We start from the raw sequence: 16,930 nt of genomic DNA, 5'->3' as shown, positions 1-16,930 counted from the left end.
GCAGTATCTGGAGATTTTTCAATCGTAGATATGTGCGATTTTTTTATGCGTGAAGGGCATACGCTAAAAGTATATCTCGATGACCCGGAATACAAAAAAAGTGCCGAGGGAAGATTCACACTCATCGATAATTGGCAGGATGAACTTGCGTGGGTAGGGAAGGACGGACTTATTGTGTTTGATACCACAGGTTTTGGTAATGAGCAGGATGAGCTTCGCCTGAACGGCTATACCGTCATTGGGGGGAGTAAGGAGGCCGAACGATGCGAAGAAGACCGTGAGTACGGTCAACAGGTACTTCGGGACGCAGGACTCACAATTCTTCCAACACATCATTTCAATAACAAAAATAATGCTATTCGTTTTATTGAAGATCATCCCAAAGAGTGGGTACTAAAACATAATGGCCATGTCGAAATGACCGCGACACATATCGGAAATGCACATGATGGCCAGGACGTAATCGACGCACTTTTAAATGAGGCTGATGTGAACGGCAACACTATCATTCTACAAGAACGCGTACATGGTGTTGAAATTGGTATTGCGCGGTATTTCAATGGCACCGACTGGGTGGGGCCGATTGAATACAATATTGAGCACAAACGCCTTGAAGATGGTGACACTGGCCCAACAACGTGGGAGATGGGTACGCTCATGTGGTTTGACCGTGATGAATCCAATAAACTTTTCAATGACACACTCGCTCGTCTCAAGCCATTTCTTGCACTGGCCAAGTTTCATGGTGACGTAGACATCAACTGCATCATTAACGAGCATGGTGTCTTTCCGCTTGAATGGACTGCTCGTTTTGGTTTTCCTGCACTGCAACTTCAGCGTGTACTTGTTACATCATCTTTTACTGATTTTCTGTATGATGTGGCGCGTGGGAAACAATGCGATTTTGAGTATTCTGAAGGATATGGAGTTACCGTACTTGTTGCAGTACCACCCTTCCCATACAGCACACCGCTTGAAAATGGTTCATGTATAGACACACCAATCACGTATAGTGCACCCCTCACACCTGAGGAACAATCGCGCATCCACTTGGAAGATGTGTATATGGATACCGAAGGAACAATGCGCATTTCAAGTGAAAATGGATTTGTAATGCATGTAAGTGGAACGGGAAGTACCGTAGAGGAGGCACGCCATAGTGCATACACACTCATTGAAAAAGTAGTACTCCCACAGAAGTTTTACCGTAAAGATATTGGGCTCTCATTCCTTGAGAAAAATCACAAACTTCTCAAACAATGGGGCTGGCTTTGATAATTAACTCTATTAAAAGATTGTTTGAATGCTTCTTCATGAAAACACTATTTATTACACTTGACTAAATATTGTGAATAGAGACAACGAATAGTTCGTAACAAGTGATATAATTTTCATAATGAGAATAAAAACAAAAGTTTTCTATGGAATATTTTGTGCGTTAATAATGCTCTCTGTTTCTGCATCATACTATCGCTTCATGGTGCTCCACGACTACATCATACAAAACGAAGTTGACTGTGACCCAACGTATGAAAGTTGTTTCGTATGGGAGTGTGACTCGGATGTGGAGGAGTGTACCGGCAATCCCGATGAAGATATTTGGTATTACAAAATAGCCTACCGCAATGCGAAAAATATTCCTGCGTGTGATGCAGGAGAAGAAGCATGTGATCAATTCACCTGCCCAGAAGGCGGCGAGGCCGAATGTAATGAAGTACTCTGTACGCCTGCAACTCTCGAGGAGCACAACATAGACCAAGCGTGTACTTTACCTGAAAATTTTGCTAATGAACTTATAATTGAGGAGTCTGAGGAAAATGTAATGTTTGATGCTGAAATACCCTCAGAGAAAACTATAATAATTGAAGAAAGTACTACTGATGAAATACCAGCTGATAATCAAGTCAACATAGAAATTTAATTCCAAACACATTTCTGTAATCTGACAAATCCAGATTTATTCCCTTGTTTTCCTGTTATAGTGAATTTTATATGTCAAAACTAATGCCAGCAATCGAGAAACTTGTCGAGTGTATGGTTCGGGTAAAAAGGAGATGGTAGTGGGTCTTTTTGTCATTCCTGGACTCATACTTATTCTCGGTATAGTCGTTGGCATGATTTTTAACAGGGCTTGAAAATTCATGTATGGGTTTATAAGTGAATACTAAATGGATATATAGAAAACTAGAATTTTCTTACTTTTACAAACAAACTACTTACCCGCTACAGCAATTTGCCGATGCGCAAATTTAGGGATGAATAATTGACTTATGATGTTATATATGTTTAAATATGTATAGTTAAAATTCTGAATGAAGGGGGTAGGAAATGCGTGCATTCTCAATTGCCCTGAATTCTATTAGGGCGTTCTTTGGTATAGAGAATGGAGACGACTACAAGAAAGTGTGTAGAAAAATCGTCTTTGTGGGGTTTAAAAGGTTTATGTACGTTATTCTTGACTACTGGCTTGCAGGAATAACTGCTGCTGCAAATCTTTTTCTTAAGGCATATGAAGTAGATATTGTGCTTGCTTTTATGGCGATGCTACTTCTCAATATGACCATATGTATTGTGTTTGTGATGACATACGAAAAAACAGGTGTTGATCTTAGCCTTGGAGTTGATCTTCGTCGTGCTGTCGACAAGATTCATACTGAATCAAAAACTGCCGGATATTTTGCAATTTTAATAGTAAGTATTCAAGCAATATTTTGGTCTGGGCCAGAACAAATTGTCATTTTCTTTCAAAAAGAATTACCTGGTTGGAAAAGGTGGGTGGCACTCCTAGTCTTAACAGCAATTCAAACAGTAATCTGGATGTTTTTGTGGAGAACTGGCTATGACGTAATTTCTGGAGGGTAGCAACATGCTACCCTTTTTTTATAGTATCGTATGATATTATTTAAATATGAATGAAGAAATTTTTAATAAAAATATTACTGAGCCACCACTCTCTATAGAAGCCGTGCCGGATAACGAAACTTCACTTGCAAACATTTTGAGACTTGAAAAATTATGCTTTCCCGCAGAGTGGCAATACGTTGATGGTGAAGAATATTTTGCAGATGCTCTCAGTGATCCTCAAAGCATAAATCTTTTTTTACAAAATGAAAATGACGTAATAGGTTATATACTTGCACGTCCACACCATTTAGCATTTGAAGAACTCATTGACGACGATCCTCTTCTCACTAGAAGTATCGGTGACCGTTATTATATTGAGACAATCCAAATAGTTCCAGACGAACAGGGTAAAGGCGGTGGCAATACACTTATTGTCGCTGTTTGTGATGAAGCAAAAAAAAGAGGAGTTACTCAGTTTTCAATTCACGCACGTACAAACAATCGATTACACGAGACAATCAAGTCTCTTTTCAAAGAAAAAATCACTCTTGTTCGACCTATAAGCTCTTGGGTGCATGCTTCAGGAGAACCATATGAGTATATTGAATGGAATATATGAAGACTATTATGTTAGAATATGATTGAACCTTAATTTTAAAATAAATGATTTGTCCTGATTATCTTCAACCAACTTTTTTGATTTTAACAGAAGGAGTGCCTAGTCTATTATACTATTCTCACTCAACTGCCATTGCTATTTCACTTTTTTTAGGAGTATTTGTCTATTTAAAGAATAGTAACCTTTATGCTTCTCGTGTACTTTTGTTGCTTTCAATCTGCTTTTCAACCTGGACGTTTATAAATTTAATAACATGGACAAACAACGCTAGTGACATAATTATTTTTTTCTGGTCATTTTTTGGAATTCTATATGCGCTCATCTGTGTCTTGTCTCTTTATTTTATCTACGCTTTTATTGATAAAAGTAGTCCATCAACTTCAGTAAATTTGATTTTAGGACTGTTATTTATACCGATAGTCCTATTTGCACCGACTAATGCCCACTTAACAGTTTTTAATATTCCATTATGTGGTGTAGCTGATGAAGGCTTACTCTACACCAATTATTATTATATATATGGATTTTTTATTTCCATTTGGGCACTGATTGTTTTGGTGTTGAGATACAAAGCAGCGTCAGGTTTGCTAAAGCGTGAGATATTGATTTTTGGAATTGGTATTGAATTTTTTCTTTTCTCTTTCTTTTTGACTGGATATATTCCAAGTCTTTTAACAGATAATTTCTTTGTGCTTGAGTTTTACGGTCTTTTCGGAATGAGTTTTTTCATGTGCATTCTTACATACATGATTGTCAAATTCCAAGCATTTGAAATTAGGCTTCTCGGAGCCAAAGCACTTGTATTTGTACTTTGGTTCCTTATAGGGTCACTCATTTTTGTTTCGGAATCAGTATTCACACAGATTGTTGCAATCATCACCCTCATTTTTATCACTATTGCGGGATACTTCCTTATTCAAAGCATACAGAGAGAGGCGAAGCAGCGGGAGCAACTTGAAGTCCTTACCGAGCAACTCGGGAAGGCAAATGACCGACTCAAAATCCTTGACAAGATGAAGTCGGAGTTTGTCTCTATTGCATCGCATCAACTCAGAAGCCCACTCACTTCTATTCGTGGCTATGCATCGATGCTTGCTGAGGGTTCTTATGGCAAACTTCCTGCAAAGGCAGAGGAAGCGGTGCAGAATATTGCTGATTCAAGCATGTTTATGGTGCGCTCAGTGGAGGACTACCTCAATGTCTCACGCATCGAAGCGGGGAATATGAAGTATGAGATGAGTGATTTCAGTTTCAAAGATACTGCAGAGAAAATTGTGGACGAGATGCGTTCTGTCGCACTCAAAAAAGGTCTTATACTTATATTCCGCACAGACTGTAGTAGTTCAGGGATGATTTATGCTGATGTCGGGAAAACTCGTCAAGTCATTCAAAATATTCTCGACAACTCCATGAAGTACACACCTTCAGGTACCATCAAGATACTTGTACATGATGATCTCAAAAAGAAAAAAATTACAATTACTGTTCAAGATACGGGCATCGGTATGAACAAAGAAACACAAGCAGAAGTGTTTGATAAATTTATACGGGCAAAAAATGCAAATAGCGTTAATGTAACTGGCACTGGCCTTGGCCTCTATGTAGCAAAGAAAATGGTTACTGAGATGAAGGGTAAGGTGTGGGCAGAAAGCGAAGGTGACGGGAAAGGGAGCACCTTCCACATTGAGTTTCCGCTTATTGCAGGGAAATAATAATAGGGGACTTGAATTAAAGGTAAAATGTAGTATAATGCAGAAAGTTTAGTTTTCCTCAATTTTTAGATTATTCCCTGTAGTATCAGGAGAAAGGCTACAAAATGAAAAGGATTTTTGCACTTTGCATGCTTGCTTTTCTTGCGTTTGCCACTGCTTTCGGAAGTAGTGCACATGCATATGAATCACCTTGGAACACCAACCTTTCGCTCCCCCCAACACTTACATCAACAGAAATTTCTGAAGCTGAAGAAGAATTACTTCCAGAAAACTGGAATACAACACGGGTTGCGTATGCAAGCGACCATGGTCAAGTAATGCCAGACACGATGGAAAAAAGTGCTGTGTACGCTGAGTTAAGCGTTGTACATCGAATTGGTAAGGCAAAGCGTGACAGCTCTACATCTAGTTCATTGTACATCGAAACTCCCATCCCTTTGGGGGAAGATCTCTCGGTTTTTGCAGTTGGATACTACGACCGTGAATTCCAGGAAGTATACGCTGGTCTTGCCAAGAAATTTGGCAACTGGCAGTTTGGACTTGGTTTTGGTAGTGCATGGAGCGATGGAAGTCGAAAAACAGTCATTGCACCCTGGATGTATTATGGGTCAGATGAGTACGAAGCTTCAATCCTCTTCGAACGCTATTTGAAGGATAGAAGTGAGCCTTATATTTATAAGGCATCAATTGAAAAAAAGTTTGGTGATTTTCAGTTTGGTGTCTACGCTGAAAAAGATTTTGGAACTGGACCACTTGTGACATGGAAGGTGTCATCGAAAATCAAATTCTTTGTGACGGTACCGGTGGTACATCTACCGGATGATGGGCGGATGAGAGTACTCATCGGAATGAAAATAAGCACTGAGTAGAAGGGAGGCAGGCGCTCATGCGTTTGCCTCTTTTTTCTATTATTACCTTTCATAGTTACTCATAATTTGGTACTATTTTGAGATATGAGCAACAAAAAACGACTCTTCACGGGGCTACAGCCTTCAGGGACACTCCATATTGGTAATTATTTTGGTGCACTTAAGCCTTTTAAGGATGTGTGTGGTGAGTACGAGAGTTATCTCATGATTGCCGACCTTCATGCGCTCACAAGTGTACGTGACGCACAACTGCTGCGTCAAAACACGCTTGATATCGTACGTGACTACCTTGCGGCAGGAGTGAGTCCTGATGATGTTGTTATTTTTAAGCAATCCGATATACCTGAACACACCGAACTTGCATGGATGTTTGAATGTCTCGTAACGGTACCTTTTCTCATGCAGGCGCATGCTTATAAAGACAAAGTTGCAAAAGGCATGGAGGCGAGTGCGGGGCTCTTCAACTACCCTATGCTCATGGCGGCAGATATTCTTCTCTACGATGCTGATATCGTGCCGGTAGGGGAGGACCAGCGTCAGCACATTGAGTATGCACGCGAAGCAGTGACGAAGTTTAATAATGCATATGGAGAGACCTTCATTGCACCAGCGGAGATGATATTGGAAAGTGTCGGCGTTGTGCCTGGCACTGATGGTCAAAAGATGAGTAAGAGTTACAAAAACACCATTCCACTCTTTGGGACAAGGGACGAAATTGCAAAGGCAGTCATGAGCATTGTGACTGATTCATCGGGTGAACGCCCACAGCATGTGTACGCCATTCACTCACTTTTTAGAACAGCTGAAGAACTTGAGGCACTGTACACCGAGCATGCAGGGAAGTATAAAAACCTCAAAGAAGCACTTATTGAAGACATTGAAACACTGGTTGCACCTATGCGTGAAAAACGAGAAGCTATTACTGATGAAGTGGTGCGCCAAGTGCTACTGGACGGAGCAAAGCGTGCTCGTGACCATGCTGAGTCAAAGATGCGTATAGTCCGTTCCAAGGTAGGTATCGTTGACTAATACGTTCTTGGCTTATATAGTAATGACATTACCACTGACGCAATTGACACTTGCCGAGGTACCGGGTGCGCCCGTATAGCGCATAAATGAGCTTTTTCTCTTGCAAAACCGAATGGTTTGCAAGAGAAAGGGAAGTAGGGTGGCACCGCGGAATCTCTCATGTTGGGTTTACGAAACCCAACATTTAGAAACCGCCCCTATCGATACATTATTCCTTAATATATCTGTGGGGGCGGTATTTTAATTTCCTCTGCTGACACATAAACGATATGGAAAGAATTTTAATTAAAGACCTTAAGGATTACCTTGAGCAAAATGTAACTATCCAAGCCTCGGTGAGTGTTATTCGTAACCAAGGAAAGGTAGCATTTTTTGATTTTCGTGACCGCACGGGTATTATTCAGGGAATCATCTTTGGTAAACCAGAGTTGCTCGCGTCGGTACAGGAGGTAAAGCCGGGCTACACACTTGAATTAACTGGCCTTGTACATGCGCGCCAAGAAAAGATGGTAAATGCAAAAGTGCAAAACGGTGACATTGAACTCGAAATTTCGGGAGTCACAGTCCTCGGTGTTGCACAAGCACTTCCGTTTGACCTCGATTCAGAACTCAACCTCGACACCCTTCTCGATAATCGCCCCATCACGCTTCGCCGCCCACGCGAACGTGCGGTATTTACCGTGCAACACACCATCATCAACGCCTACCGTGCATACCTCATAAGCCAAGGCTTCGTAGAATTTCAAGCACCAAAACTTGTGGGTGGAGATGCAGAAGGTGGCGCAGAAGTATTCCAAGTAGATTACTTCAACAATCAACGCGCGTACCTTGCAACCAGCCCTCAACTTTATAAGCAAATGATGGTGGGTGTCTTTGAGCGTGTCTTTACTTCAGGTACCATGTTCCGTGCAGAAAAAAGCGCAACGACACGTCATCTGAGTGAAATCTCAATGCTCGACTTCGAAATGGGATTCATCAAGGACCATACTGATGTGATAAAAATGGTGACCGGATTATCACGCGCAATCACGGAAGCAGTTGCAACAAAGTGTTCTGCGGAACTTGCACTTCTCGGTATGCCTGTACCACTTGCACCTGAAGCCTTTCCTGTAATGACCCTTCGTGAAGCACAAGAACTTATCAAAAAAGAAACGGGTGTGGATAAAACTAAAGAACCAGACCTCGAACCTGAAGACGAACGTTTCCTTTGTGACTATGCACACGAGCACCTCGGTTCAGACTTTGTGTTTGTTACCCATTTTCCCACAAAGAAACGCCCATTCTATACACATGTAGAGCCAGAGAATCCAGAGTTCACCCGTAGTTTCGACATGCTCTTCCGTGGGCTTGAAATGTGCTCAGGTGGACAGCGTGTGCATGACTACAACACCCTCATTGAACGCATCAAGGAAAAAGGGCTTGATCCGGAAAAATTTGAATTTTATCTTCAGGCCTTTAAGTATGGCATTCCACCACATGGAGGTATTGGACTTGGGCTCGAGCGTCTCACTGCAAAGTTTTGTGGGCTCTCAAACGTAAAAGAAGCAACACTTTTCCCGCGCGATATCAACCGCATCGACACACTCCTCTCTAAGCCACAAGACAATGCAGATTAACGTTGAAAAAACGGGAAAGTCAACGAGAGGTCACACTCAGGTGGTATTTACAGAAAAGGGCATCGAGCGAATCATTCGTGAGGGAAAAAGTGAAATACTCGAAATCAATATTGGGAAGTTAGCAAAAGTAACACCCCGTACCCTCCGCACACTTGTGCGTAATGTAATACAAACGGCAAAACGTCATAAGATAGAAAAAATTGCATTGACGTTTTCGTACACCACTTTTCCAAAATGCGCTCAGTATGATGAAGCGTGGTTCTGGAGTACCATTGCAGAAAATCTTATCCTTGCTAATTACGAATACACCACATACAAGAGCAAACAGCCAAAATACGCTCTCAAAGAAGTGGCTTTGCTTGTAGACGACGTGAAGACCGTGCGCGACTTCGTCGCGCACGGTATCACCCTCGCCACCTATACCAATATGTGCCGAGACATAGCAAACACCCCCGGAAGCGATATGACCCCCACAATACTTGCATCGAAGGCAAAAGAAATTCTCATGGGTACCAAAGCAAAGGTAACTGTTCTCGACGAAAAGCAAATTACAAAACTCGGTATGGGTGGCGTTATTGGGGTAGGGAAAGGATCGAAGCATAAGCCGCGATTTATTATTATTGAATACTTTGGCGGAAAGAAGACTGAGAAACCAATTGTATTAGTCGGGAAGGGAGTTACCTTCGATACTGGAGGACTCCAAATTAAGCCAGGTATGGCCATGTACGAAATGCATATGGATATGTCGGGTGGCGCAGCAGTTATTGCTGCTCTTGCGGCGATTGCAAAACTGGGGCTAAAGAAAAATTGTATTGGGCTTATTCCTGCAGTTGAAAACAACGTCGGCGATGATGCCATTCGTCCTGGTGATGTACTCACTATGATGTCGGGAAAGACCGTTGATGTTCTCCATACCGATGCAGAGGGGCGACTCATTCTTGCGGACGCACTCCACTACGCACGAAAGTATGAGCCGAAGTTGGTGGTCGATATTGCGACACTCACTGGAGCATCACTCGTGGCAGTAGGACAACATGCACATGTGATTATGACAAAGAGCAGAAAGCTTGAAGACGCCTTTCGTGACCTCGGCGAAGAGAGTGGCGACTACACCTTCCCACTACCACTCTGGGACGAATACACACAGTACACAAAGGGAGTACACGGTGATATTTCCAATATTCATTCTGGCGATACACGCTACGGAGGCACCATTACTGCAGGTGCATTCCTTTCGCACTTCACCAAGAAAATGAAATGGGTTCACATAGATATGGCACCACGTATGACGTCCGTAGCCAGCGACAAACTCGCCAAAGGCGCCACGGGGGAGCCAATGAGATTGCTTGTAAAAATCGCTGAAAAATTCTAGACAAACTTACATATCTGTGTCAACACAGGGTAACCCTGTGTATAAAACATTTCATAAGTATGTGTTCTCATAGGGATGACCTATGCAATACGATGGGGAAAGATGCGCACTCTGATTGCCGTGCTCGTGGTAAAATTGGATCAAATGAAAAATCTAGTTCAGATAATCCTTCTTACTGCAATAATTTTTGGAGTGATTTTAATATATTTTATCTTCACTAAGGATACACAAACAGAAATCACGGTAACACCGAATACACAGCAAAATTTTTCAGGACAAGATGACTCTAATGAGACAACATCAGAAAAAGTTGTAGAAAAGTTACCAATGGATGAACCCATTGTTCAAACGAGAGAATCTACAATTACAAAAGAACAAAATAGAACAGAGGCAGTATCTACATCAACAATAGTTACTGATGAAACAGTTCAAAATTCTATATCGAAAAAAGTTGTAACAGAGTTACCGATGGATAAACCCGTTGTTCAAAAAAAGGAATCTACAATTTCGAAAGAACAAAATGAAACAGAGGCAATATCTACATCCACTATAATTTTTGATGAAACAGTTCAGAATTCTATTAATGAATTAGTTATAAGCGAGAGGCAACTCGGATCAAATATTACTGTTGGCTACATCTGGCGAGCCTTTGATGGAAGCCCGAAGTTTAATAGTGTGAGAATTCCTATTTGGGATATTAGTGCACTCGGAAAAGAATACCAAGTTGATATTTGGGACGGTGATTCGTTTGTTTTTTATAAGAATGCAAAACCTTTAGTTGATGAGGTGATCTTTCCAAAAGGTGGTGCGAGCCAATTTAGAGTTTCAGGAATTGATCCATCTTTTGGAATTTGTCCTGCTGAGCACTCGCGTTTTACTTGGGGAGTTACTTTTACAGCAGATGGAATATTTAAGGGTGAACGTGTCCCCATAACCATAGACGGGGCTAAAAAGGATATGTCATGTAACGTTGTTCATTAACATTCTGGAAGACACCCTTATACATACAATTGATTGTCTGACTTTATATTTTGATTGTTTTTAGTGCTAAAATATCATAATGAACGTAGAACAAACACCACAAACGACAAGTCGTTTCAGTATCCAGACCGATGCGTATTCGGGGCCTTTGGATTTACTTATTGATCTCATTGAAAAACGAAAGTTTCTCGTGAACGATATTTCACTTGCTGCTGTCACTGACGACTACATGGCATACGTAGCGCAGTTTGAAAAAAATCCACTTCGAGAAATGGCAGACTTCATTGTACTTGCTGCAACGCTCCTCCTTCTCAAATCAAAATCTCTTCTTCCTGTGCTTGAACTCACGGAAACAGAAGAGGAAACAATCGAGTCACTTGAAAAGCGTCTACGGTACTATCAAATATTTAGAACTGCAGGAAAATTAATCGAATCTACCTTTGGGAAAAGAGTCCTGTATGAGCGTCCATTTGTCCCCGATAAAAATCCACTATTTCTTCCCGACAAGTACGCATCAGTGACCACCCTTCATACCGCCATGGGTGACGTTCTTCGTAATCTTCCAAAGAAAGTCGAAAAGCCAAAAGTACAGGTACGCACGGTAGTCTCTCTTGAATCAATGATAGACAAACTCACTCATCGTATCGAGCGCCAATTCACGTGCAAGTTTAGAGATTTTACGGGAAATACAAAAGAGCGCTCTACTATTATTGTTGGTTTTCTTGCTGTTCTTGAAATGGTGAAGCAGGGAAAAGTGATGGTACGGCAGAGTGCACACTTTCTCGAAATAGAAATAGAACAAGAACGAAGCACTACACCACGATATCAGTAGATTGCAACCCATTTTTATGCCCAGATGTACTTCGTAAGAGCTAAAAATCTGTGTAAAAATTGGTATACTACTCGCAATGGAACTTAATGCACGCATTGAGGCGATTTTGTTTTACAAAACTGAGCCTATGTCTTTGAAGGCACTTGCTGTTTTTTTGAGCGTATCCATTGAGGAAGTGACGGGAGGGCTCGCTACACTCGCCAACGTACTTCAGAATCGCGGCATACGTCTTCTTACTACTGACACCAGTGTGCAACTCATCACTGCACCGGAAGCGAGTGAGCTCATCGAACAACTCCGCAAGGACGAACTAAGCACTGACATCGGCAAAGCTGGTGCAGAGACGCTTGCTATTGTGCTATATCGTGGTCCTCTTTCACGTGTGGAGATTGATCGTGTACGTGGGGTGAACTCGGCATTCATCCTACGTAACTTACTCATTCGTGGTCTTGTGGAGCGACGTGCACATCCTACTGACTCTCGTTCTTTTATCTATGCAGTAACACCGTCTCTCTTACAACATCTCGGTATCACCGCTCGGGAAGAAATGCAAGATTTTGCTGAAGTGATGAACGCTATTGATGTCTTTGAAGAACAATCTATTGCAGAAGAGCAAACTTCTAATCCAATTACAGAGTAATCATGTCTAATTTCGAGAAAAATCACACCACGTCGATACTCGAAGACCCTGAAGTTTTTTTGCATGACTTAGAAGTGCAAAATGATGAAAAGGAAGTATCACCGATTCCTGTTGTACCTCAACTTGGAGTAGCGCTTGGTTTACTTGTGTTTGTGTTTGGTGTCACCTACTTAGGAGCGTCAAGCGCACTTACTAAAGAGAAGACGATTGATGTCAAGGTAAGCACCATACCCTCTGTGCAAGAAAAGGCAATGGCTCGAAAGGTTAATGCATTTGCTGATACTTCACTTGAAGCGCGCAGTGCCTTTGTGTGGGACGTATCGGCACAACGCATTCTTTTCAACAAAAATGGCGATGATGTCCGCCCACTTGCATCGATCACCAAGCTCATGACTGCACTCGTTACGTACGAACTTCTTGACCCCTCAGACCGTGTCTCAATCACGAAAAATGCAATCCGAGTAGAGGGAGACAGTGGTCTAAAAGAAGGTGAGAGCTTTACTGTTGAAAATCTCGTTGATCTCACTCTCATTTCTTCTTCAAATGATGGTGCGGCAGCACTTGGTGCACGTGCGGGACAAACAATAGATGCACATGAAGACCCAAATGCAATCTTCGTTCATGCAATGAATGTAAAGGCTAAAGAACTCGGCATGTCCAAAACTCGTTTTGAGAACACCTCTGGACTTGATGTGAGTGCGACAGAAGCGGGTGCATACGGAAGCGCTCGTGACATTGCAATGCTCATGGAATATGTGGTAACTCACATTACTGATGCAGTCGCGCTCACGACGCTTGATCTCACCACAGTGCGTAACGTAAATGGCGAAAGTCACACCACTAAGAATACCAACACCTACACCGGTGACATTGACGGTCTCATCGCTTCCAAAACTGGTTACACCAGCCTTTCAGGCGGTAATTTGGTCGTTGCAGTGAATGTGGGACTGAATCACCCTGTAGTTGTTGTTGTACTTGGCTCTTCACAGGAGGGAAGATTCAAAGATACTCTTGATCTCATTGAACGAGCTCGGGTTCATGTTTCTAATCAAGCAGAATAAATTCTTATATGGAAACTACAATCATCAAAGTCCTCGCACCTACAGCAATTGCTTTCATTTTTGGTATTCTCATTACGCCACTCATCACGCACTTTTTGTACAAATTTGAAATGTGGAAGAAAAAACCAGGAAAAGGTGCTGGCTATGGTGGCGGAGAAACACCACTTTTTGATGCGCTCCACCAAAAGCGTGATACCAACACTCCACGCATGGGCGGCATTGTCATTTGGGCGAGTGTTCTCCTTACTATTTTCTCTATTTGGATTTTGCAGTTTATTTGCCCGGATTCAATTTTTGGCTCACTCGATTTCCTCAGTCGATCTCAAACATGGTTACCGCTTTCTGCACTCCTTGTAGGTGCAGCAGTTGGGTTTCTTGACGACTTTCTTGTTGTACGTGGCACGGGTACACACTTTGCTGGCGGTTTACCCCTTTCACAAAGACTCATGGTTGTGAGCCTTACGGCACTTTTTGCCGGCTGGTGGTTCTATGAAAGACTTGATGTACACTCGATACAACTCATTGGCTACGGACCTCTCGACCTCGGTATGTTCTTCATTCCTTTCTTTGTAATTGTTGCTATTGCTATTTATGCATCAAGCGTCATCGATGGTATTGATGGACTTTCGGGCGGGACGTTCATGTTTATTTTTACCGCATATGCAGGTATTGCGGTCTATCAAAACCAAATAGACATAGCCGCGTATTGTGCGACCATTGTGGGAGGAATTCTCGCATTTCTTTGGTTTAATGTGCCTCCTGCACGTTTTTACATGACTGAAACAGGCATCATGGCACTCACGATGTCACTCACCATTGTTGCATTTATGACTGACTCCATTGGAGGTGGGGAAGGTGTATCTATACTTCCCATCATCGGGATTCTCCTTGTACTCACCGTGCTCTCGGATGTACTTCAATTACTTTCAAAAAAAATTCGTAAGAAAAAACTCTTTCTTATTGCACCTCTCCATCACCACTTTGAGGCAACGGGCTGGCCTGCAGAGAAGGTGACGATGCGCTATTGGATACTTGGTTTTGTGTTCGCGATTATTGGCACTTTGCTTGCTATTGCATTTTGACATGCACCATACACTCGACAGAACACTCCTCGTGCTTACCTACGTACTCGTGGTGATTGGATTCTCTATTTTCTCTTCTGCGTCACTTGGTCTTCTTGCCCGCGATGGTGCAAGTTTTTCTTCTGTCGCACTCGGGCAAATTGTGTTTGGTATTATTGGAGGAAGTGCTGCACTTTTTCTTGCGAGTATCGTTCATTACCGCTGGTGGCGTCAATATGCATTTTATATTTTTCTTGTAACTCTTTTTCTTACAGCGCTTGTTTTTGTACCTGGTCTTGGCTCATCACACGGCGGTGCTACTCGCTGGCTCGAGATAGGCGGATTCAGCATGCAGCCTGGAGAGCTTTTGAAGATTGGTTTCGTGATATATATCGCCACCTGGCTCTCCGGAATGAAGTCGCAGATGAAGAGTTTTACCAGGGGCACCATGCCATTTCTTGGCCTCATTGCAATAGCGGGTATTCCACTCCTCATGCAGCCCGATACCGATACCTTCCTCATGATGATAGCGGCAGCACTTGCAATGTTTATCACTGCTGGAGGTCGATACCGAGATGTTTTTTTCATGATTATGGGAGGAGTACTTCTCATTGCAGTCCTCGTTCTCACACGTCCGTACATCAAGGATCGTATCGAAATATTTTTAAATCCTTCGCTCGACCCACAGGGTTCTGGATATCAAATCAAGCAGTCCCTTATTGCGGTGGGCTCAGGCGGACTTATGGGACGTGGGTTTGGACAGAGTATTCAGAAATTTGAGTATCTTCCTGAGCCTATTGGTGACTCTATCTTTGCGGTCTACGCTGAAGAGTTTGGCTTCATTGGCTCAATGATACTTGTGATACTTTTTTCAGGCTTTGCACTACGTGGATATCGGATTGCCACTCACGCATCAGATCTTTTTGGGATGCTTCTTGTCGTTGGTATTATTACTATCATTCTCGCACAGGTTTTTCTCAATATTGCTGCTATGGTGGCCCTCGCACCACTTTCGGGACTACCTTTACCGTTTATTAGCCACGGTGGTACGGCACTGCTCGTGACTCTTGGTGCTGTAGGGATTGTACTCAGTGTGTCTAAATATCGCCGTCCATCGCAAGGGTAGCATGATATAATCTTCAGTATATTACTATGTTCAAAGGCACCAACATTGATTCCCATCGCAAAGTATTATTTGTCGGCGGTGGTACTGGTGGTCATTTTTACCCACTTATTGCTATTGCAGAACAATTTAATTTAGCCGGAAGCCGACCTGAACTCTACTATGCTGGTCCAAACGAATACGATTCCGAAACACTACGCAATGAAGGTATTGAGTTCATCAAGGTGAATGCAGGGAAGCGACGACGCTATGCATCAATTCTCAATTATTTTGATGTTTTCAAGACTTTTTTCGGCTCATTCACTGCGCTTATTAAGCTTTTCATCCTGTACCCCGATGTTGTGGTAAGTAAGGGAGGTTACACCAGTGTGCCCATAGTTATCGCCGCTGCCATACTTCGTATTCCTCTTATTGTCCATGAATCAGATGCAGTAGTGGGGAAGGCGAATCGTCTTGGACTCCGTTTTGCACGCCATGTGATAACTTCATACGACAATGTACCACTTCCTCCAACAAAAGCAGAACAACACCTACTTGGTATTCCTATTCGTCAAGTTTTTCTCACTCCTCCCACACAAAATGCATTTTCAACTCTTGGTATTGATGCAGAACGTCCCGTCATCCTCATTATCGGAGGTTCGCAAGGAGCAGAGCGCATTAATGCTATGGTACTCGACTCACTTGACGAACTTCTCCCCGACTGCACTGTTATCCACCAGACAGGCGAGCTTCATTTCAATATGTGCACGGCGACAGCAGACGCTCTTATCCCTGATCAAGAGTCTCGCAAGCACTATCACCCCATCGCATTTTTAAACTCGGTCATGTTAAATGACGCATATCATCTTGCTTCTCTTGTCATTTCACGTGCGGGTAGTACTTCCATATATGAAATTGCACTCCATGGTAAGCCCTCTATCATTATTCCTATTCCTGAAGATATCAGTCACGACCAACGCTCTAATGCGTATGCATACGCTCGTTTTGGGGCAGCTCTCGTCATGGAAGAAAAAAACCTTTCGGACAACTTGCTTCGCGCAGAAATAGAACGTATTATGCAAAATGGTGAAATTTACGACACGATGGCAGGAGCAGCACGCGCGTTTGCTAAAAAGGACGCAGCGCTCCACATCACCAACCTCATCACTAAAGTTTCAATAGAACACTAAAC

Annotated in this window: 16 protein-coding genes; all 16 read left to right on the top strand. The window is 42.5% G+C overall.

From position 1 onward, the window contains the following. Window positions 1-45: 45 nt before the first annotated feature. Entirely contained in the window at window positions 46-1,275 is a 1,230-nt protein-coding gene (locus IPH92_01140; GenBank protein QQR65171.1) for a hypothetical protein, read from the top strand. Window positions 1,276-1,396: 121 nt separating this feature from the next. Then, window positions 1,397-1,921, top strand: a complete 525-nt coding sequence (locus IPH92_01135) for a hypothetical protein (GenBank protein ID QQR65170.1) — start codon at window positions 1,397-1,399, stop codon at window positions 1,919-1,921. Window positions 1,922-2,328: 407 nt separating this feature from the next. Further along, window positions 2,329-2,862 (top strand): hypothetical protein, encoded by a 534-nt coding sequence (locus IPH92_01130; GenBank protein QQR65169.1) that lies wholly within the window; start codon window positions 2,329-2,331, stop codon window positions 2,860-2,862. A gap of 46 nt (window positions 2,863-2,908) precedes the next feature. Next, a complete protein-coding gene (locus IPH92_01125; GenBank protein QQR65168.1) occupies window positions 2,909-3,463 on the top strand; it encodes a GNAT family N-acetyltransferase in 555 nt (184 codons plus the stop codon). Window positions 3,464-4,209: 746 nt separating this feature from the next. Beyond that, the gene (locus IPH92_01120; protein QQR65167.1) at window positions 4,210-5,175 is read left to right on the top strand and encodes a HAMP domain-containing histidine kinase; all 966 of its coding nucleotides are present in this window, start codon (window positions 4,210-4,212) and stop codon (window positions 5,173-5,175) included. 104 nt (window positions 5,176-5,279) lie between these two features. Beyond that, a complete protein-coding gene (locus IPH92_01115; GenBank protein ID QQR65166.1) occupies window positions 5,280-6,044 on the top strand; it encodes a hypothetical protein in 765 nt (254 codons plus the stop codon). An 84-nt stretch (window positions 6,045-6,128) separates the two neighbouring features. Beyond that, window positions 6,129-7,073 (top strand): tryptophan--tRNA ligase, encoded by a 945-nt coding sequence (gene trpS / locus IPH92_01110; GenBank protein ID QQR65165.1) that lies wholly within the window; start codon window positions 6,129-6,131, stop codon window positions 7,071-7,073. A gap of 269 nt (window positions 7,074-7,342) precedes the next feature. Further along, window positions 7,343-8,689, top strand: coding sequence for an aspartate--tRNA(Asn) ligase (aspS, locus tag IPH92_01105; GenBank protein QQR65164.1), 1,347 nt, complete (start codon window positions 7,343-7,345; stop codon window positions 8,687-8,689). Beyond that, window positions 8,679-10,061 carry a leucyl aminopeptidase gene (locus IPH92_01100; protein QQR65163.1) on the top strand — a complete coding sequence of 461 codons (1,383 nt, stop codon included), beginning with the start codon at window positions 8,679-8,681 and terminating at the stop codon, window positions 10,059-10,061. The genes aspS and IPH92_01100 overlap by 11 nt, the downstream gene beginning before the upstream one ends. A 144-nt stretch (window positions 10,062-10,205) precedes the next feature. Beyond that, on the top strand, window positions 10,206-11,042 hold the full coding sequence (locus IPH92_01095) for a hypothetical protein (GenBank protein QQR65162.1): 837 nt from the start codon (window positions 10,206-10,208) through the stop codon (window positions 11,040-11,042). Window positions 11,043-11,121: 79 nt separating this feature from the next. After that, a complete protein-coding gene (locus IPH92_01090; GenBank protein QQR65161.1) occupies window positions 11,122-11,874 on the top strand; it encodes a segregation/condensation protein A in 753 nt (250 codons plus the stop codon). A 76-nt stretch (window positions 11,875-11,950) separates the two neighbouring features. Further along, a complete protein-coding gene (locus IPH92_01085) occupies window positions 11,951-12,514 on the top strand; it encodes an SMC-Scp complex subunit ScpB (protein ID QQR65160.1) in 564 nt (187 codons plus the stop codon). Between the two features lie 2 nt (window positions 12,515-12,516). After that, entirely contained in the window at window positions 12,517-13,575 is a 1,059-nt protein-coding gene (locus IPH92_01080) for a D-alanyl-D-alanine carboxypeptidase (protein QQR65159.1), read from the top strand. A gap of 8 nt (window positions 13,576-13,583) precedes the next feature. Continuing rightward, complete coding sequence (locus IPH92_01075; protein QQR65158.1) at window positions 13,584-14,657, top strand: hypothetical protein; 1,074 nt, start codon at window positions 13,584-13,586, stop codon at window positions 14,655-14,657. Window position 14,658: 1 nt separating this feature from the next. After that, the gene (locus IPH92_01070; protein ID QQR65157.1) at window positions 14,659-15,762 is read left to right on the top strand and encodes a cell division protein FtsW; all 1,104 of its coding nucleotides are present in this window, start codon (window positions 14,659-14,661) and stop codon (window positions 15,760-15,762) included. 26 nt (window positions 15,763-15,788) lie between these two features. Beyond that, window positions 15,789-16,928: a UDP-N-acetylglucosamine--N-acetylmuramyl-(pentapeptide) pyrophosphoryl-undecaprenol N-acetylglucosamine transferase gene (locus IPH92_01065; protein QQR65156.1), complete on the top strand. Its 1,140-nt coding sequence runs from the start codon at window positions 15,789-15,791 to the stop codon at window positions 16,926-16,928. The last annotated feature ends 2 nt before the right edge of the window (window positions 16,929-16,930 follow it).

The sequence above is a fragment of the Candidatus Kaiserbacteria bacterium genome, from assembly GCA_016699245.1.
Classification (GTDB): Bacteria; Patescibacteriota; Minisyncoccia; order Phycocordibacterales; family UBA918; genus Damh-18.
The sequence above is the reverse complement of the archived record's forward strand: the minus strand, read 5'-3'. Positions and strand labels throughout refer to the sequence as shown.

Bases quoted from the DNA above. Each gene is read 5' to 3' on its own strand.
- IPH92_01140 (QQR65171.1), top strand. From the start codon at position 46: ATGCGTGAAGGGCATACGCTAAAAGTATATCTCGATGACCCGGAATAC.
- IPH92_01135 (QQR65170.1), top strand. From the start codon at position 1,397: ATGAGAATAAAAACAAAAGTTTTCTATGGAATATTTTGTGCGTTAATA.
- IPH92_01130 (QQR65169.1), top strand. From the start codon at position 2,329: ATGCGTGCATTCTCAATTGCCCTGAATTCTATTAGGGCGTTCTTTGGT.
- IPH92_01125 (QQR65168.1), top strand. From the start codon at position 2,909: ATGAATGAAGAAATTTTTAATAAAAATATTACTGAGCCACCACTCTCT.
- IPH92_01120 (QQR65167.1), top strand. From the start codon at position 4,210: ATGATTGTCAAATTCCAAGCATTTGAAATTAGGCTTCTCGGAGCCAAA.
- IPH92_01115 (QQR65166.1), top strand. From the start codon at position 5,280: ATGAAAAGGATTTTTGCACTTTGCATGCTTGCTTTTCTTGCGTTTGCC.
- trpS (QQR65165.1), top strand. From the start codon at position 6,129: ATGAGCAACAAAAAACGACTCTTCACGGGGCTACAGCCTTCAGGGACA.
- aspS (QQR65164.1), top strand. From the start codon at position 7,343: ATGGAAAGAATTTTAATTAAAGACCTTAAGGATTACCTTGAGCAAAAT.
- IPH92_01100 (QQR65163.1), top strand. From the start codon at position 8,679: ATGCAGATTAACGTTGAAAAAACGGGAAAGTCAACGAGAGGTCACACT.
- IPH92_01095 (QQR65162.1), top strand. From the start codon at position 10,206: ATGAAAAATCTAGTTCAGATAATCCTTCTTACTGCAATAATTTTTGGA.
- IPH92_01090 (QQR65161.1), top strand. From the start codon at position 11,122: ATGAACGTAGAACAAACACCACAAACGACAAGTCGTTTCAGTATCCAG.
- IPH92_01085 (QQR65160.1), top strand. From the start codon at position 11,951: ATGGAACTTAATGCACGCATTGAGGCGATTTTGTTTTACAAAACTGAG.
- IPH92_01080 (QQR65159.1), top strand. From the start codon at position 12,517: ATGTCTAATTTCGAGAAAAATCACACCACGTCGATACTCGAAGACCCT.
- IPH92_01075 (QQR65158.1), top strand. From the start codon at position 13,584: ATGGAAACTACAATCATCAAAGTCCTCGCACCTACAGCAATTGCTTTC.
- IPH92_01070 (QQR65157.1), top strand. From the start codon at position 14,659: ATGCACCATACACTCGACAGAACACTCCTCGTGCTTACCTACGTACTC.
- IPH92_01065 (QQR65156.1), top strand. From the start codon at position 15,789: ATGTTCAAAGGCACCAACATTGATTCCCATCGCAAAGTATTATTTGTC.